Here is a 12,627-nt window from a genome sequence, read left to right as displayed (position 1 = left end):
CCTCACCGTCGGCATCAACAACATGATCGGCGCCTACAGCGTCCAGTGGAACTACGTCTTCGCCGCCTCCCTGGTCGCCATCGTCCCGGTCATCGTGCTCTTCGCGACCATCGAACGCCACGTCGTCTCGGGGCTGACGGCGGGGTCGGTGAAGTAGCGCGGCCGGGGCGGGCGGGAGCGTTCGGCCGCCCCCGCCCGGCCGGCCGACCGTCAGCCGGCGGCGCGCCCGAAGAGCCGGCCGCCCAGGTCCACGCCGATCACCGCACCGTGTTCGTCGCGGGTGAAGAAGCCGCGCTGCCCCTTCAGGCCGCCTTCGGTGATGATGTACTCGTCGCCGTCGCCGGGCAGGAAGCCCGTGGCGGCGGGCGGGTAGTCCGCCGGCATGTCCGCCTCGGAGGCCGCGCGGATCTCCGGCTTGATCCCGACCTCCAGGGTCAACCGGCTCCCGTCGGTGGCGATGTCCAGGTTCATCACGTCGATCTCGTAGCGGCCGGCGACCTCGCGGGCCCGCGCGTCGTCGTACCCGACCGGCTCCGGGTCCTCCTCGACCAACCCGAGGTACCGCTCCAGCGCCCAGCGGGAGACGGCCTGGTTGAACGGGTACCCCTCCGGGCCGGCGTTGGACAGCGCCACGACCGCGAAGTCCCGCTCCGGCACGATCAGCAACTCCGCGAACTGGCCGTTGGCGGAGCCGGCCTGGCCGAGCGTCCGGACACCGGCCACCGAGCCCAGGAACCAGCTGATGCCGAAGCCGTCGCCGAGCGAGCTGGCGCGCAGCTCGACCGTCTGCTCACGCATCCGGTGCAGCAGTTCGCCGGGCAGCACGCCCTCGCCGCCGCCCAGCTGGAACCGGGCCCAGCGCAGCAGGTCGCCCGCCGAGGAGACGATGCCGCCGCCGGGCAGGTTGCCGCGGGCGCCGGCCGGGTAGGCGCGCCAGGGCTGGGCGGTCTTCAAGGTGCCGTCTTCGGCGCGGTTGTAGCCGAGCGCGAACTTGCGGACGAGCACCTCGTCCAGGTCGAAGAAGGTGTCGGAGAGGCCCACCGGGTCCAGCAGCAGCTCGGCCATCGCCCGCTCGTAGCTCAGGCCGGTGACCTTCTCGATGATCCGGCCGGCCAGGTTGAAGCCGGCCTGGCTGTAGGAGGCCCGCTCGCCGGGCGCCCCGACGATCCCGAGGTTCGCCATCTTGGCCACGAAGTCGGCCAGGCTCTCTCGCTCGTCCTCGGTGTCGATCAGGTTCCACTCCAGGCCGGCGGTGTGGTTGAGCAGGTTCAGGACGGTGATCTCGGCGGCGTTCCGCTCCTCGGCGAGCACCAGTTCCGGAACGTAGCGCCGGACCGGCGCGTCCAGCTCCACCCTTCCTTCGGCAACCAACCGCATCAGTGCCGTGGCCGTGAAGATCTTGGTGGTCGACCCCAGGTGGAACAAGGTCTTCTCATCCACCGGCAACGGATTCGCCAGGCTGGTCACGCCGTGGGCGGCGTAGTATTCCTGACCGTCCATCAGGATCCCGACGGCCACCCCGGGGACATCGAGCTCCTTCGCCGTGGCGGCGACGAACTCCGACAGCTGCTGCTGGGTCACCTGCGTCATCATGCTCCCCCATCCGGTGCACTTGAACTAAGTACAGGAGCGAGCGTAGAGAGCCGTTGAACTAAGTGCAAGAGGTGCTGCTGCACTTTGTTCAAGCGGTCGGGTGACCGTCCGTTAAGGTGCTGTCCATGCCACGCGATGCACTGACCCGGGAGCAGATCGTCCGCACCGCCATCGAGCTGCTGGACGAAGAGGGCCTCGACGGCCTCAACATGCGCGCCCTGGGCCGGCGGCTCGACTCGGCCGCCACCGCGATCTACTGGCACATCAAGACCAAGGAGGAGCTGGTCCGACTGGCCGGCGACCTGCTCTGGGACGAGGTCGAGCTGCCCGACCTCGCCACCGCCGACTGGCGCACCGCCGCCACCGCGATGGCCACCGGCATGCACGCCATGCTCACCCGCCACCCCTGGCTCGGCCAGGCCTTCGGCAGCCACCTGCTCTTCGGCCCCGGCAAGGCGCGCCACGACGACCACAGCCTCGCCGTCTACGAGCACGCCGGCTTCGTCGGCGCCGAGGCGGACCGGGCCGCCGCCACCGTCTTCATCTTCGTCCTCGGCAGCGCCCTCGGCCCCGCCGCCCAGGTCTCGCTCACCCGCCGCCTCGGCCGCGGCGGCGCCGACGCCGAACAGCGCCTGGCCGACACCATGGACCGCACCGCCGACATCGCCCGCCGCTTCCCCCGCCTCCGTGCACGCCTGGACGCCGCCGGCGGCACGCGCTCCGGCGCCGACTACGCGGCGGCGCCCGAGAGCAGCTTCGCCTTCGGCCTCACCGCCATCCTGGACGGCTTCGAGGCCCGACTGGCGAGCGGGTGAACGGAGGTCGGGTGAGCGGGGTTCCAGCGGCCCGGTGCCGCGCGGACCCGCCTCGGATCGGCGGAGCGGCCACTACCCTGGTCGCGTGACTGCGATCACGGACCGTGACCTGGTCAAGCGGCTCCTCCCGCGCCGGGGCCTGGCGATAGGCCGGCCCGCGGACGGTACCGCCGGCTGACGACCCGCCGGCGGGGCCGTCCGCGGGCCGACCCCGGGTGGGCCGCCCCGGTCGCCCCGCCCTCGGCTTCCCCAGCTCACCGCCCCGACCGCAGGAGCACCTCATGCGCAAGATCACCGCCGGTCTCTTCATCGCCGCCGACGGCGTCGTGCAGGACCCGCACACCTGGCACTTCCCCTACTACAACGACGAGATGGGCGCGGCCGTGAGCGCGCAGCTCGGGGCCGCGGACACGGTCCTGTTCGGCCGCGTCACCTACGACGGCTTCGCCGCGGCCTGGCCGGCCCGGGAGACCTCCGGCGAGGCGGACGCCCCGATGGCCAAGGCGCTGGGCGACGCCCGCAAGATCGTGGTCTCGCACACCCCGCTGGAGTTCGCCTGGCGCAACTCCGAGCAGTTGCAGGGCGAGCTGCTGCCCGGGGTCCGGGCGCTCAAGCAGCAGGAGGGAGGACCGATCGCGCTCTCCGGCTCGGTCTCGGTGGTCCGTCAGCTGCTCGCGGCCGGCCTGCTCGACGAGCTCCACCTGTTCGTCCACCCGATTGCGCTCGGCCCCGGGCTGCGCCTGTTCGACGAGGGCGCCGCCGAGCCGATCAAGCTCAAGCTGCTCTCCTGCGCCACCTTCAGGACCGGCGTGCTGCACGTGGTGTACGGTCCGGCGGACGAGGCCTGAGCCGCACCGCCGGGCCCGCGATCACGGGGGGAGTTCCGATGGGTCTGACGGATGCGTACCTGGCGGCGGCGGAGCAGGCGGTGGCCCAGTTGGCCGTGCCCGAGCTGACCGCCGCCTGGGAACGGCCCAGCGCACTGGCCGAGCTGACGGTCGGTGCGCTGGCAGGGCACCTCGCCTACCAGCTGTTCAGCGTCGATCCGGTGCTGACGGCCGAGCCGTCCCCGGTGCCGCCGATCCCGCTGCTGGAGCACTACACCCGGGCCGTCTGGGTCGGCGCGGCGGTGGACAGCGAGGTGAGCACCGCGCTGCGGGCGAAGGCCGCGGACTTCGGCGGCGCGGGGCCGCAGGCACTGGCGGACCGGGCGCGGGCCTCGCTGGCCGGGCAGCGGGCCCGGTTGCCCGAACTGGCGGGCGAGCTGCCGGTGTTCCTGCCGCCGACGGGCTGGGCGCTGTGCCTGGACGACTTCCTGGTCACCCGGCTGGTGGAGCTCGCCGTCCACCTGGACGACCTCGCGGTCAGCCTGGGCACCGTCGCGCCGCCGTTCCCGGCCGACGCCTTCGAGCCGGTGCTCACCCTGCTCGCCCGGCTGGCGGTGCACCGGCACGGACAGGCGGCCGTGCTGCGCGGCCTGGCCAGGGTGGATCGCGCCCCGGCGGCGATCAACGCGCTCTGACGGACCGTCGGCGGAAGGGCGCCGGCTCCGACCTCCCGTCAGGCCTCCTCTGGCATGTCATGCACATGGCGGAGAGGATCTACGATCCGGCGCCCCCGCACGCCGACAGCACACCGGACGTTCGTGACATGTTCATCTAATCCCGGCGACGCCGCGCCTGCGCCGTGCGGCAGAGTCGTCCGCGGACCGACCGGGGCACGTTCCCGAGATCCGCCCCGACATCTCCCCGGGCCCGGCCCGGAACTGACGGAGAGGCAGGCGCACCATGTCCGGAATGACCCGACGCAGGCTGCTGGGCGCAGCCGCCGGCGTGGCCGGCGGCGCGGCGGCGATGACGCTGCTTCCGCCGAGCGTGCAGCAGGCGGTGGCGGCCGGGGTGCCGCGGCGCGGCTCGCTGCGCGACATCGAGCACGTGGTCCTGCTGATGCAGGAGAACCGTTCCTTCGACCACTACTTCGGCACCCTCTCCGGCGTGCGCGGCTTCCACGACCCCGACGCGCTGCGGCTGGACAACGGGCGCCCGGTCTTCTACCAGCCCGACAGCGTCAACCCGGACGGCTACCTGCTCCCCTTCCACCTCGACACCCGCACCACCAGTGCCCAGGCGATCCCGTCCACCAGCCACGCCTGGGCGGTGCAGCACCAGGCCTGGAACGGCGGCCGGATGGACCAGTGGCTGCCCGCGCACCGGGCGGCCGACGGTGCCAACGGGCCGTACGTGATGGGGTACTACACCCGTGACGACATACCCTTCCAGTTCGCGCTGGCCGAGGCGTTCACCATCTGCGACAACTACTACTGCTCGGTGCAGGGCCCGACCTGGCCCAACCGGCTCTACTGGATGACCGGTTCGATCGACGCGGCCGGCACCGGCGGCGGCCCGATCATCCAGAACCTCGCGCCCACCCCGCTGACCTGGACCACCTACGCCGAGCAGCTGGAGGCGGCCGGGGTGAGCTGGAAGGTCTACCAGGAGGCGGACAACTACGAGACCGACGTGCTCTCGCTGTTCGCCAACTTCCAGAACGCCAAGCCGGGCGACCCGCTCTACGACAAGGGGATGGCCCGGCAGCCCACCGGCACCTTCGAGGACGACGCGCGCAACGGCCGACTGCCGGCGGTCTCCTGGATCCTGCCGACCAGCTACCAGTCCGAGCACCCCGACTACCTGCCGGCCGCCGGGGCCGACTTCGTCGCCTCCAAGATCGAGGCGATCGCGAGCAACCCGGAGCTCTGGTCGAAGACCGTCTTCATCCTCAACTACGACGAGAACGACGGCCTGTTCGACCACGTGGCCCCGCCGGTGCCCGACGACCCGGACGAGGACGGCGAGTTCGTCCAGGGGCTGCCGATCGGCGGCGGCTTCCGGGTGCCGTGCATCATCGTCTCGCCGTGGACGGTCGGCGGCTGGGTCGCCTCGGAGGCCTTCGACCACACCTCGGTGCTGCAGTTCCTGGAGTGCTTCACCGGGGTGCAGGCCGCCAACATCACCGACTGGCGACGGAACACCTTCGGCGACCTGACCTCCGCCTTCCAGTTCCACGGCGGCCCGGCCGGCCCGCCCAGGCTGCCCGACACCGCCGCCCAACTGGCCCTCGCCGAGCAGGAGGTGGCGCACAACCCGAAGCCCACCCTGCCCGGCGCCGAGCAGCACTTCCCGTGGCAGGAGCCGGGCCGCCGGCGCCGCCGCTGACGGGTCCCCGTCGAACGTACGCCGCGGCCGGCGGTGCCCCGGTCGCGGCGTCCGCGGGCGCTCCATCACAGTTCCGTCAACCCGCCCCCACCCGGTGGTGGCGACCCGGAAGACTCCCTCCATGAGTTCCCTGCACCGCTCCGGCTCGCACCACCGGACCATGACCACCGCCGTCGCCCTCGCCGGCCTCCTCGCCGCCTGCGGCACGCTGACCGCCTGCGGCGGTGGCGACACTCCCAAGATCTCCCCGTCCGCCCGTGCGGCCGGCGCGGCCGCGGCCGGGCGGACCACCGCGCGGTACACGCCGGCCACACCGGTCAGCGACGCCCAACTCCAGCAACTCGCCGGCCAGTTGAACGTACGGCTGACCGCGCTCGGGCTGGCCGGGGCGAAGGCCGTGGCCGGCGGAGGCAGCATCACCGTGACTGCCCCGGGGGACACCGGGGAGCAGCTCAGCCTGCTCGGCGCGCAGGGGAGCCTGGCGCTGCGGCCGGTCATCGCCTTCGCGCCCTCCGTACCGGCCGGCAGTGCCCCCGGCGCGAGCCGGTCCGCGTCCCCGAGCACGGGGCCGTCCGCGGACCCGGGTTCCGGGCCGGCGGCGAGCCCGAGCGCGAGCCCGGCCGGGGACCCGAACACGGGCCCGGCCACGGACCCGGGCAGCGGGCCGGCCGCGGACCCGGGCAGTGGGCCAGCCACGGACCCGAGCACGAGCCCGATCGTCGGGTCGGCCACGCCGGCCGGCAGTCCCGCCGGGATCGGCGGCGACCTCCCGGGCACCGTGCCGGCCGCGCTGGTGAGCTCGTTCGACGCCCTGGACTGCTCCGACGCCGCCCAGCGCCACGCACTGCCGGTCGCACCCAGCACCGAGCCGACCCTGGCCTGCAGCTACGCCGCGGAACAGGGGATCTGGGACAAGTTCGCGCTCGGCCCCGCCGACGGCCCCACCGCGGGCGTGCGCTCGGCGACCGCACACCAGAGCTCGCAGGACACCTCGTGGCAGATCGACCTGAGCTTCGACAACGCCGGTGCCAAGGGCTTCGCCGACCTGACCGGCGCGGCGGCACAGCAGCAGGCACCCGCGAACGAGATCGCCATCCTGCTGGACAGCGCGGTGCTCTCCCACCCGTACGTGCAGCAGGCCATCACCGGCGGGCAGGCCGTGATCTCCGGCTCCTTCACCGAGGCGCAGGCCACGACGCTGGCGGTGCTGATCTCCTCGGGCGTGCTGCCGGTCCAGCTGAACGTCTCGGACGTCACCACCTGGCCCGTGAGCGGGCCGAGCACGCCGTACGTCGCCCACTCGTAGCCGACTCGGGGGCCGCCGACCCTGCGCGGACCGGACGGACAGCCACCGTATGCTGGGCCCGCCGTCCGCCGGGGTCGGCGTACGAGGGGGCGTCGATGCTCTTCAAACACCAGCACCTGTTGACCGAGTTGCGCCGGACGGGCCGCCACGCGACCGCCGAGATCCTCTCGGTCACCACCCTGGGCAGCGCCGGCGGCTTCCGCGCGCTCTGGGCCGCCGACGACGACCTGTCGGCCCAGTGGCTGGACGTCCGGCTCAAGCTGCGGGTGGTCCCGCCGAGCCAGGTGGACCTGCCCTTCGAGGTCACCGTGCTGACCCGGGTGCACACCCTCAAGCTCCAGGGCGGCAAGGTCCCGGTCTGGTACGACCCGAGCGACCACTCCCGGGTGGTCGTCGACTACGAGGAAGACCTCCGCAACCACCAGAAGTACCGGGCGGAGGCCGACAAGGCCGGGGCCGAGTCCGACCGCCTCAGGCACCGCTACGACCAGCGCCCCGGCCTCGCCTGGACGCCGGTGGCCGGCGTGCTGCTGCCGATCACGATCGCCCTCGGCCCGGGCCGCGGCCGGGTCACCACCGGGGGCGCCCTGGGGAACCTGCTGCCCACCCCGGCCGAGACCGCCGTGGCCGCCGTCCGGGCGCACGCCGCGGAGCTGCTGCCGCACCTCGCCGCGGACTGGTTCGACCGGCACGACCTGTTGGTGGAGCAGCCCCACGGCAACCTGCCGGACGGTGCCGGCCCCGCACACGCGGCCGGCACCGCGGTCGCGGTCGCCCTCGCGCTGGTCTCGATGTTCAGCGGCCGGATCATGCGCCCCGAGGTGGCCGCGACGGGGGCGCTGGGCCCGACCGACGACCTGCTGCCGGTGACCGGGGTGGCGGACCGGATCGTCGGCGCCAGGCGCTGGTACGCCACCCGCCTGGTCCTCCCCGCCGCCAACGAGGCCGACGCCGACCAGGTCGCCGCGAAGAAGCGCGAGGGCCTGGAACTGACCTTCGCCGCCACCCTCCCGGACGCGGTCCGCGCCGCCCTCGCGAAACACCCGGTGAAGGGGTACACCCCGCCGGCCTGACGGGCGGCGAAGCCGCGCGGGGGGCGGGGAAGCGCGGGGGGGCGGGGAAGCGCGGGGGCGGGGAAGCGCGGTGTCAGCCAGGGTCAGGGCCTCACCGGGTTCACAGCCAGCGCAGCGCGGTCGGACCGAGACCCCGAGTTCGCCCCGCACCACCGGGACCCCGCCCACCCGCGCGGCCCCGCACTCCCCGTCTCACTCCGGCGGGCGCCGGCCCCAGCAGGTGATCAGGGGGGCCGTGGTGACGTCCAGTTCGGTGGTCGCCAGGTTGGCCAGGTGCTGCTCCAGCTCTGCCGCGGTGATCGGCTCGCGGTCGGCCGGCGGGTGGCCGCTGCCGGGGTCGGCGACCGGCGGGCGGGGGCGGGTCAGTTCCTCGCGCAGCTGGCGCACGGTGGCCGCCTCCAGTTCCCGGCAGGCCGCGGAGGTGACCGGGAAGTAGGCCTCCGCCGTCACCCCGGTCAGGCCAGCCGTGCGCAGCAGGCGGGGCAGGGTGCGGCCGAAGGCGAGGTCGACGCCGCGTTCGGCGAGCAGGGCGCGGAAGCCCCGGCGGATCCGGTTGGCCAGCACCTCGGCCGGGCCGTGCTCGTCGGCGCAGGCCAGCGGCTGCAGGGCGGGGTCCGCGTCCTCGATCACCAGCCAGCCGCCGGGCCGGACGGCCGCGGCCAGCCGGGTCAGCGCGGCGGCCCGGTCGGGCAGGTGGACCAGCAGCAGCCGGGCGTGCACCAGGTCGAACTGTCCGGCGGGCGGCGCGTCGCGGGTGAGGTCGTGCCGGACCACCTCGACCGTCCCGCCCGGCAGGTCGGTGAGCCAGCTGGTGTCCAGGTCGGTGGCGAGCACCCGTCCGGTGGGCCCGACCCGTTCGGCCAGGGCCAGCGGGAGCGTCGGGCCGCCGGCACCGACCTCCCAGCAGCGGCGGCCGGTCAGCGGGCCGAGCCGGTCGAGGTGTTCCAGGGTCCAGTGGTCGAACAGTTCGGCGATGGCGGTGAACCGGCGGCCCGCCTCGGGTCGCCGGTTGTCCAGCAGGTAGCCGTCCTCAGCTGCGGTCATGGCGCCATCCTCTCCCCCGCCGTCCGTGGTGGCGCAGCTGGGGGGTGAGCGAACCAGCGGGTCAACACACCAGGACCCGCCGGTTCACGGCACCAGGACCGCCCGGTACCGCGCCTTCGCCAGGTTCTGGAACACGTCCTCGGCCCGGTCCAGCGGGTGCGTCTCGACCATCGGCCGGACCCCCTTGAGGGCGGCGAAGGCCATCGCCTCCTCGCTGTCCTTGGCGTGCCCGCTGTACCAGCCGGTGACCGAGCGGCGGCCGAAGACCAGCAGTTCCGGCGAGAGGTCGAGCGGTTGCTGCCCGGTGGCGATGACCATGAGCCGGCCGCCGGGTCGCACCCCCTGGAGCAGGTCGGCCTGGGCGGGGCTGTGGCCGACGGTGGAGATCACCGCCTGCGCACCGCCGAGCGCGGCCAGTGCGGCGCCGGCGCTGCCCGCCTCGCTGTCGACGTACTCGTCGGCGCCGAGCCGCCGGGAGATCTGCTCCTTGTCCCGGCCGCGGTTGATCGCCACGGTCCGGAAGCCCATCTTGTCGGCGTACTGGATGGCCAGGTGGCCCAGGCCGCCGATGCCGTGCAGCGCAACCGTGTCGCCGGGGCCGGCGCCGCAGTGGCGCAGCGAGTTGAAGGTGGTGATGCCCGCGCACATCAGCGGGCCGGCCTCCTCGAAGCTGAGCGCGTCGGGCACCCGGGCGAGCGCGTCCTGCGGCACCACCACGTACTCGGCGTAGCCGCCGTCGTAGGAGGCGCCGATGACCTTTCGGTCCACGCAGTTGACGAAGTCGCCGCGGCGGCAGTACGCGCAGACGAAGCAGCTGCCGCCGTGCCAGCCGGCGCCCACCCGGTCACCGGGGTGCCAGGTGGTGACCCCGGCACCGACCGTGTCCACCTCTCCGGCGATCTCGTGCCCCGGCACCCGCGGCAGCTCGCCGAGCAGCCCGAACCTGGTGATCGCGTCTCCCCCGCACACCCCGCAGGCGTGCACACGGACCCGCACCTGGCCGGGTCCGGGTTCGGGCACCGGGAGTTCGGCGGGCTCGAAGGGCTGCCCGGCGCTGACGGCCCGCACGGCCCGCATGGTCGGCGCACTCATCTCGGTCCTCCTCGTGGGTGCTCCCCGCCCCCGGTTCCCCGCTGCGCGTCCCCCGCACGAGTCAAGCCCGCGCCACCGGGCCCGGCAACTCCGCGCCGGCGGCGGGCCGGTCAGCCCGTCGCCGGCGGTCCCGCCGGCGACGGCAGCGAGAGCACCCGCAACAGTGCGTCGCGCAGTTCGGTGCCGGCCGCGGGCGGATGGGGTGCGCGCCAGGCGATGTGGCCGTCGGGGCGGACCAGCAGCGCTCCGGTGTCCGGCAGGCCGAGCAGCCGCCGCCAGTCCGCCGGGTCGGTGAGCTGCCGTGCACCGTCGTCGAGCCGGTGGTGGGTGACCTGCGGGCCGGCCGCCGCGGCAGTGTCGACCTGACGCTGCCAGGCCGGGTCGGCCGTTCGGGTGAACAGGGTGAAGCCGGGGCCGACCAGGTCGAGCGTGGAGCTCGCACCCGCGGCACCGGAGGCGCCCGCCGCACCGGTCAGGCGCAGGTGCGGGGCACGGCTGCCGGGGGTGCTGCCGGGGCGGTAGCCCGCCGGGTCCAGCGGCGGGCGCTCGGCGTCACCGTCTACCAAGGCGGCGCCCCCCGGGAGCACCGCGCTGGACCGGTACTGCGCGGTGAGCAGCAGTTCGTCGTCGATCCGGTAGTTGCCGCGGTTGCGGGCGTTGCCGTGGGACACGTCGATCACCCTGCGGGCGACCGGACGGCGTTCGGCCTGGTAGCTGTCGAGCAGCGGTTCGCCGGCCCGGCCCGCGACCACGGCGGCCAGCTTCCAGGCGAGGTTGTCCACGTCGCCGAGCCCGGTGTTCATCCCGTGCCCGCCGGTGGGCGGGGAGACGTGCGCGGCGTCGCCGGCCAGCAGGACCCGGGAGGCGCGGTAGGCATCGGCGAGCTGGGCGTCCATCCGCCAGGGCAGCGTGTCCCGGACGGTCACCGCCAGCTCGGGCACCCCGGCGGCGGCGCGGATCAGCCCGGTCAGCCGCTGATGGTCGGCGGCCAGCGCGGCCGGATCGGTGTGCGCGGGGTCGAAGGGGTACTGGAAGACCCACATCCGGTCGTTGTCGACGGCCTGGAAACCGCCGCCGCCCGCCGCGGTGAGGAAGTAGGCGGCGCTGGCCCGGTCGGTCACCAGCGGGCCGAGCGGCGCTTCGAACCGGACGGAGAGGTAGTGGCCCAGGCCGGTCGGTCCCGCCATGGCGATCCCGGCGCCGGCGCGCACCGTGCTGGCGGCGCCGTCGCAGCCGATCAGCCAGTCGGCGCACACGGTCCGCGGCGCCGCGCCGTCCCGGTCGGCGAGCACCGCATGCACCCCGCCGCCGCCCGCGGCGTCGCCGGGGTGCTGGCTGAAGGAGAGCAGCCGGGTGGCGAAGGCGACGGCGTCCGGCGCGGCGGCGCGGGCCCGGCGCAGCAGCACGGTCTCCAGCACGTCCTGGGCGCAGATGGCGCCCGGGGCCGGGGTGTGCGCGGGGCCGTCGTCGGGCGGGCCGGCCGGGCGGACCAGCTCGAACGCGGGGTCGACCAGGTCCCGGCCGCGGTAGAAGCGCGCCTGCTCGGCGGGGAGTCCGGCACCCCGGACGGCGTCCTCCAGGCCGAAGCGCCGGAAGATCTCCATCGAGCGGGCCGAGATGCCGCGGGCCTTGGGGTGCCGGGAGGTGCCTGGGTGACGCTCCACCAGCAGGTGGGGGACCCCGTAGGCGGACAGCTGGATCGACAGGGTCAGGCCCACCGGCCCACCGCCGACGATCAGGACGGGGACCACGGTCGGGAAGGGCATGGCTCTCCAGGGACGGCCGGAAGCGACGGTAGCGGAAGCGGAAGCGACGGAAACGGAGGCGACGGAAGCCGAGGTAACGCCAAACACTCTCTTTCGACGTTACCATGATGGTCTCCCGGCCCACCCGCACCCTGAGAGCGCCCGCCCATGACCACCGACCCCGCCGCCGAGAGCCCGCGCGGCCTCCGCTTCCTGGCCGAGCTGGCCGACCTGCTGCAGGCCGACCCCGAGGCCGGCGCCGCCGAGCTGCGGGAGCTGCTCGACCGCCGTGGCGGCCCGCCCTTCACGCTCACCGACGCCGATGCCGCGGAGTTCCGCGCGGCCGCCGCGCCGGTGGTCCGGATCCTCGAACTGACCGAACCGGACCAGGCCGCCGAAGCGATCAACCATCTGCTCGACCGGAATCCGCCACGGCCCCGCCTGGTCCAGCTGCCCGGGCGGCCCTGGGCACTGCAGAACCGCCCGCCGGAGCCCGCCGGCCTCACCCACTGGCTCCAGTCCACCGCCGCCCTGGCGCTTGCGCTCTGGCTCACCGAGCGCGGCCGCTGCGCCTGGGGGCGCTGCGCGGCGCCCGGCTGTGCATGCCACTTCATCGACACCGGCCGCCGCACCCCGCAGCGCTACTGCAGTCCGCGCTGCGCCACCCGGGTCCGGGTCGCCGCCCACCGGGACCGGCGCACGCCGGGGTCCTGAGCATCCCGCGTCGCGCCGGGGCGCCTCCCC

General features: G+C 74.4%; 11 protein-coding genes and 1 pseudogene. 8 read left to right on the top strand and 4 right to left on the bottom strand.

All coding sequences use genetic code 11. The features are described from left to right. A pseudogene (locus ACQRUO_RS34855) lies at positions 1-157 on the top strand (carbohydrate ABC transporter permease); the annotation flags it as partial. Positions 158-210: 53 nt separating this feature from the next. On the opposite strand, the gene ACQRUO_RS34850 reads toward ACQRUO_RS34855, so the two are convergent. Beyond that, positions 211-1,581, bottom strand: a complete 1,371-nt coding sequence (locus ACQRUO_RS34850; protein WP_428320168.1) for a serine hydrolase domain-containing protein — start codon at positions 1,579-1,581, stop codon at positions 211-213. Between the two features lie 137 nt (positions 1,582-1,718). Here ACQRUO_RS34850 and ACQRUO_RS34845 point away from each other — a divergent pair, with 137 nt between their 5' ends. From ACQRUO_RS34845 to ACQRUO_RS34820, 6 genes are all read left to right on the top strand, one after another. Then, a complete protein-coding gene (locus ACQRUO_RS34845) occupies positions 1,719-2,408 on the top strand; it encodes a TetR/AcrR family transcriptional regulator (RefSeq protein ID WP_428320167.1) in 690 nt (229 codons plus the stop codon). Positions 2,409-2,689: 281 nt separating this feature from the next. Continuing rightward, positions 2,690-3,256: a dihydrofolate reductase family protein gene (locus ACQRUO_RS34840; protein WP_428320166.1), complete on the top strand. Its 567-nt coding sequence runs from the start codon at positions 2,690-2,692 to the stop codon at positions 3,254-3,256. A gap of 38 nt (positions 3,257-3,294) precedes the next feature. After that, positions 3,295-3,930 (top strand): maleylpyruvate isomerase N-terminal domain-containing protein, encoded by a 636-nt coding sequence (locus tag ACQRUO_RS34835; protein WP_428320165.1) that lies wholly within the window; start codon positions 3,295-3,297, stop codon positions 3,928-3,930. A gap of 265 nt (positions 3,931-4,195) precedes the next feature. Then, complete coding sequence (locus ACQRUO_RS34830) at positions 4,196-5,623, top strand: alkaline phosphatase family protein (protein ID WP_428320164.1); 1,428 nt, start codon at positions 4,196-4,198, stop codon at positions 5,621-5,623. A 121-nt stretch (positions 5,624-5,744) separates the two neighbouring features. Further along, positions 5,745-6,929 (top strand): SecDF P1 head subdomain-containing protein, encoded by a 1,185-nt coding sequence (locus ACQRUO_RS34825; RefSeq protein ID WP_428320163.1) that lies wholly within the window; start codon positions 5,745-5,747, stop codon positions 6,927-6,929. Positions 6,930-7,024: 95 nt separating this feature from the next. Next, on the top strand, positions 7,025-8,002 hold the full coding sequence (locus tag ACQRUO_RS34820; RefSeq protein ID WP_428320162.1) for a S16 family serine protease: 978 nt from the start codon (positions 7,025-7,027) through the stop codon (positions 8,000-8,002). Between the two features lie 192 nt (positions 8,003-8,194). Here the strand turns inward: ACQRUO_RS34820 and ACQRUO_RS34815 are convergent, their stop codons facing one another. The 3 genes from ACQRUO_RS34815 to ACQRUO_RS34805 form a co-directional block, all read right to left on the bottom strand. Then, on the bottom strand, positions 8,195-9,046 hold the full coding sequence (locus tag ACQRUO_RS34815) for a methyltransferase domain-containing protein (protein WP_428320161.1): 852 nt from the start codon (positions 9,044-9,046) through the stop codon (positions 8,195-8,197). A gap of 84 nt (positions 9,047-9,130) precedes the next feature. Next, entirely contained in the window at positions 9,131-10,138 is a 1,008-nt protein-coding gene (locus tag ACQRUO_RS34810; protein ID WP_428320160.1) for an alcohol dehydrogenase catalytic domain-containing protein, read from the bottom strand. Between the two features lie 110 nt (positions 10,139-10,248). Continuing rightward, the gene (locus ACQRUO_RS34805) at positions 10,249-11,904 is read right to left on the bottom strand and encodes an FAD-dependent monooxygenase (RefSeq protein ID WP_428320159.1); all 1,656 of its coding nucleotides are present in this window, start codon (positions 11,902-11,904) and stop codon (positions 10,249-10,251) included. Between the two features lie 147 nt (positions 11,905-12,051). Here ACQRUO_RS34805 and ACQRUO_RS34800 point away from each other — a divergent pair, with 147 nt between their 5' ends. Then, on the top strand, positions 12,052-12,597 hold the full coding sequence (locus ACQRUO_RS34800; protein WP_428320158.1) for a CGNR zinc finger domain-containing protein: 546 nt from the start codon (positions 12,052-12,054) through the stop codon (positions 12,595-12,597). The last annotated feature ends 30 nt before the right edge of the window (positions 12,598-12,627 follow it).

This window comes from Kitasatospora sp. LaBMicrA B282 (genome assembly GCF_050325825.1).
Lineage (GTDB): Bacteria > Actinomycetota > Actinomycetes > Streptomycetales > Streptomycetaceae > Kitasatospora.
Note: the sequence above shows the minus strand (reverse complement) of the source record. Positions and strands in the feature narration are given on the sequence as shown.

Bases quoted from the DNA above. Each gene is read 5' to 3' on its own strand.
- ACQRUO_RS34845 (WP_428320167.1), top strand. From the start codon at position 1,719: ATGCCACGCGATGCACTGACCCGGGAGCAGATCGTCCGCACCGCCATC.
- ACQRUO_RS34840 (WP_428320166.1), top strand. From the start codon at position 2,690: ATGCGCAAGATCACCGCCGGTCTCTTCATCGCCGCCGACGGCGTCGTG.
- ACQRUO_RS34835 (WP_428320165.1), top strand. From the start codon at position 3,295: ATGGGTCTGACGGATGCGTACCTGGCGGCGGCGGAGCAGGCGGTGGCC.
- ACQRUO_RS34830 (WP_428320164.1), top strand. From the start codon at position 4,196: ATGTCCGGAATGACCCGACGCAGGCTGCTGGGCGCAGCCGCCGGCGTG.
- ACQRUO_RS34825 (WP_428320163.1), top strand. From the start codon at position 5,745: ATGAGTTCCCTGCACCGCTCCGGCTCGCACCACCGGACCATGACCACC.
- ACQRUO_RS34820 (WP_428320162.1), top strand. From the start codon at position 7,025: ATGCTCTTCAAACACCAGCACCTGTTGACCGAGTTGCGCCGGACGGGC.
- ACQRUO_RS34815 (WP_428320161.1), bottom strand. From the start codon at position 9,046: ATGACCGCAGCTGAGGACGGCTACCTGCTGGACAACCGGCGACCCGAG.
- ACQRUO_RS34810 (WP_428320160.1), bottom strand. From the start codon at position 10,138: ATGAGTGCGCCGACCATGCGGGCCGTGCGGGCCGTCAGCGCCGGGCAG.
- ACQRUO_RS34805 (WP_428320159.1), bottom strand. From the start codon at position 11,904: ATGCCCTTCCCGACCGTGGTCCCCGTCCTGATCGTCGGCGGTGGGCCG.
- ACQRUO_RS34800 (WP_428320158.1), top strand. From the start codon at position 12,052: ATGACCACCGACCCCGCCGCCGAGAGCCCGCGCGGCCTCCGCTTCCTG.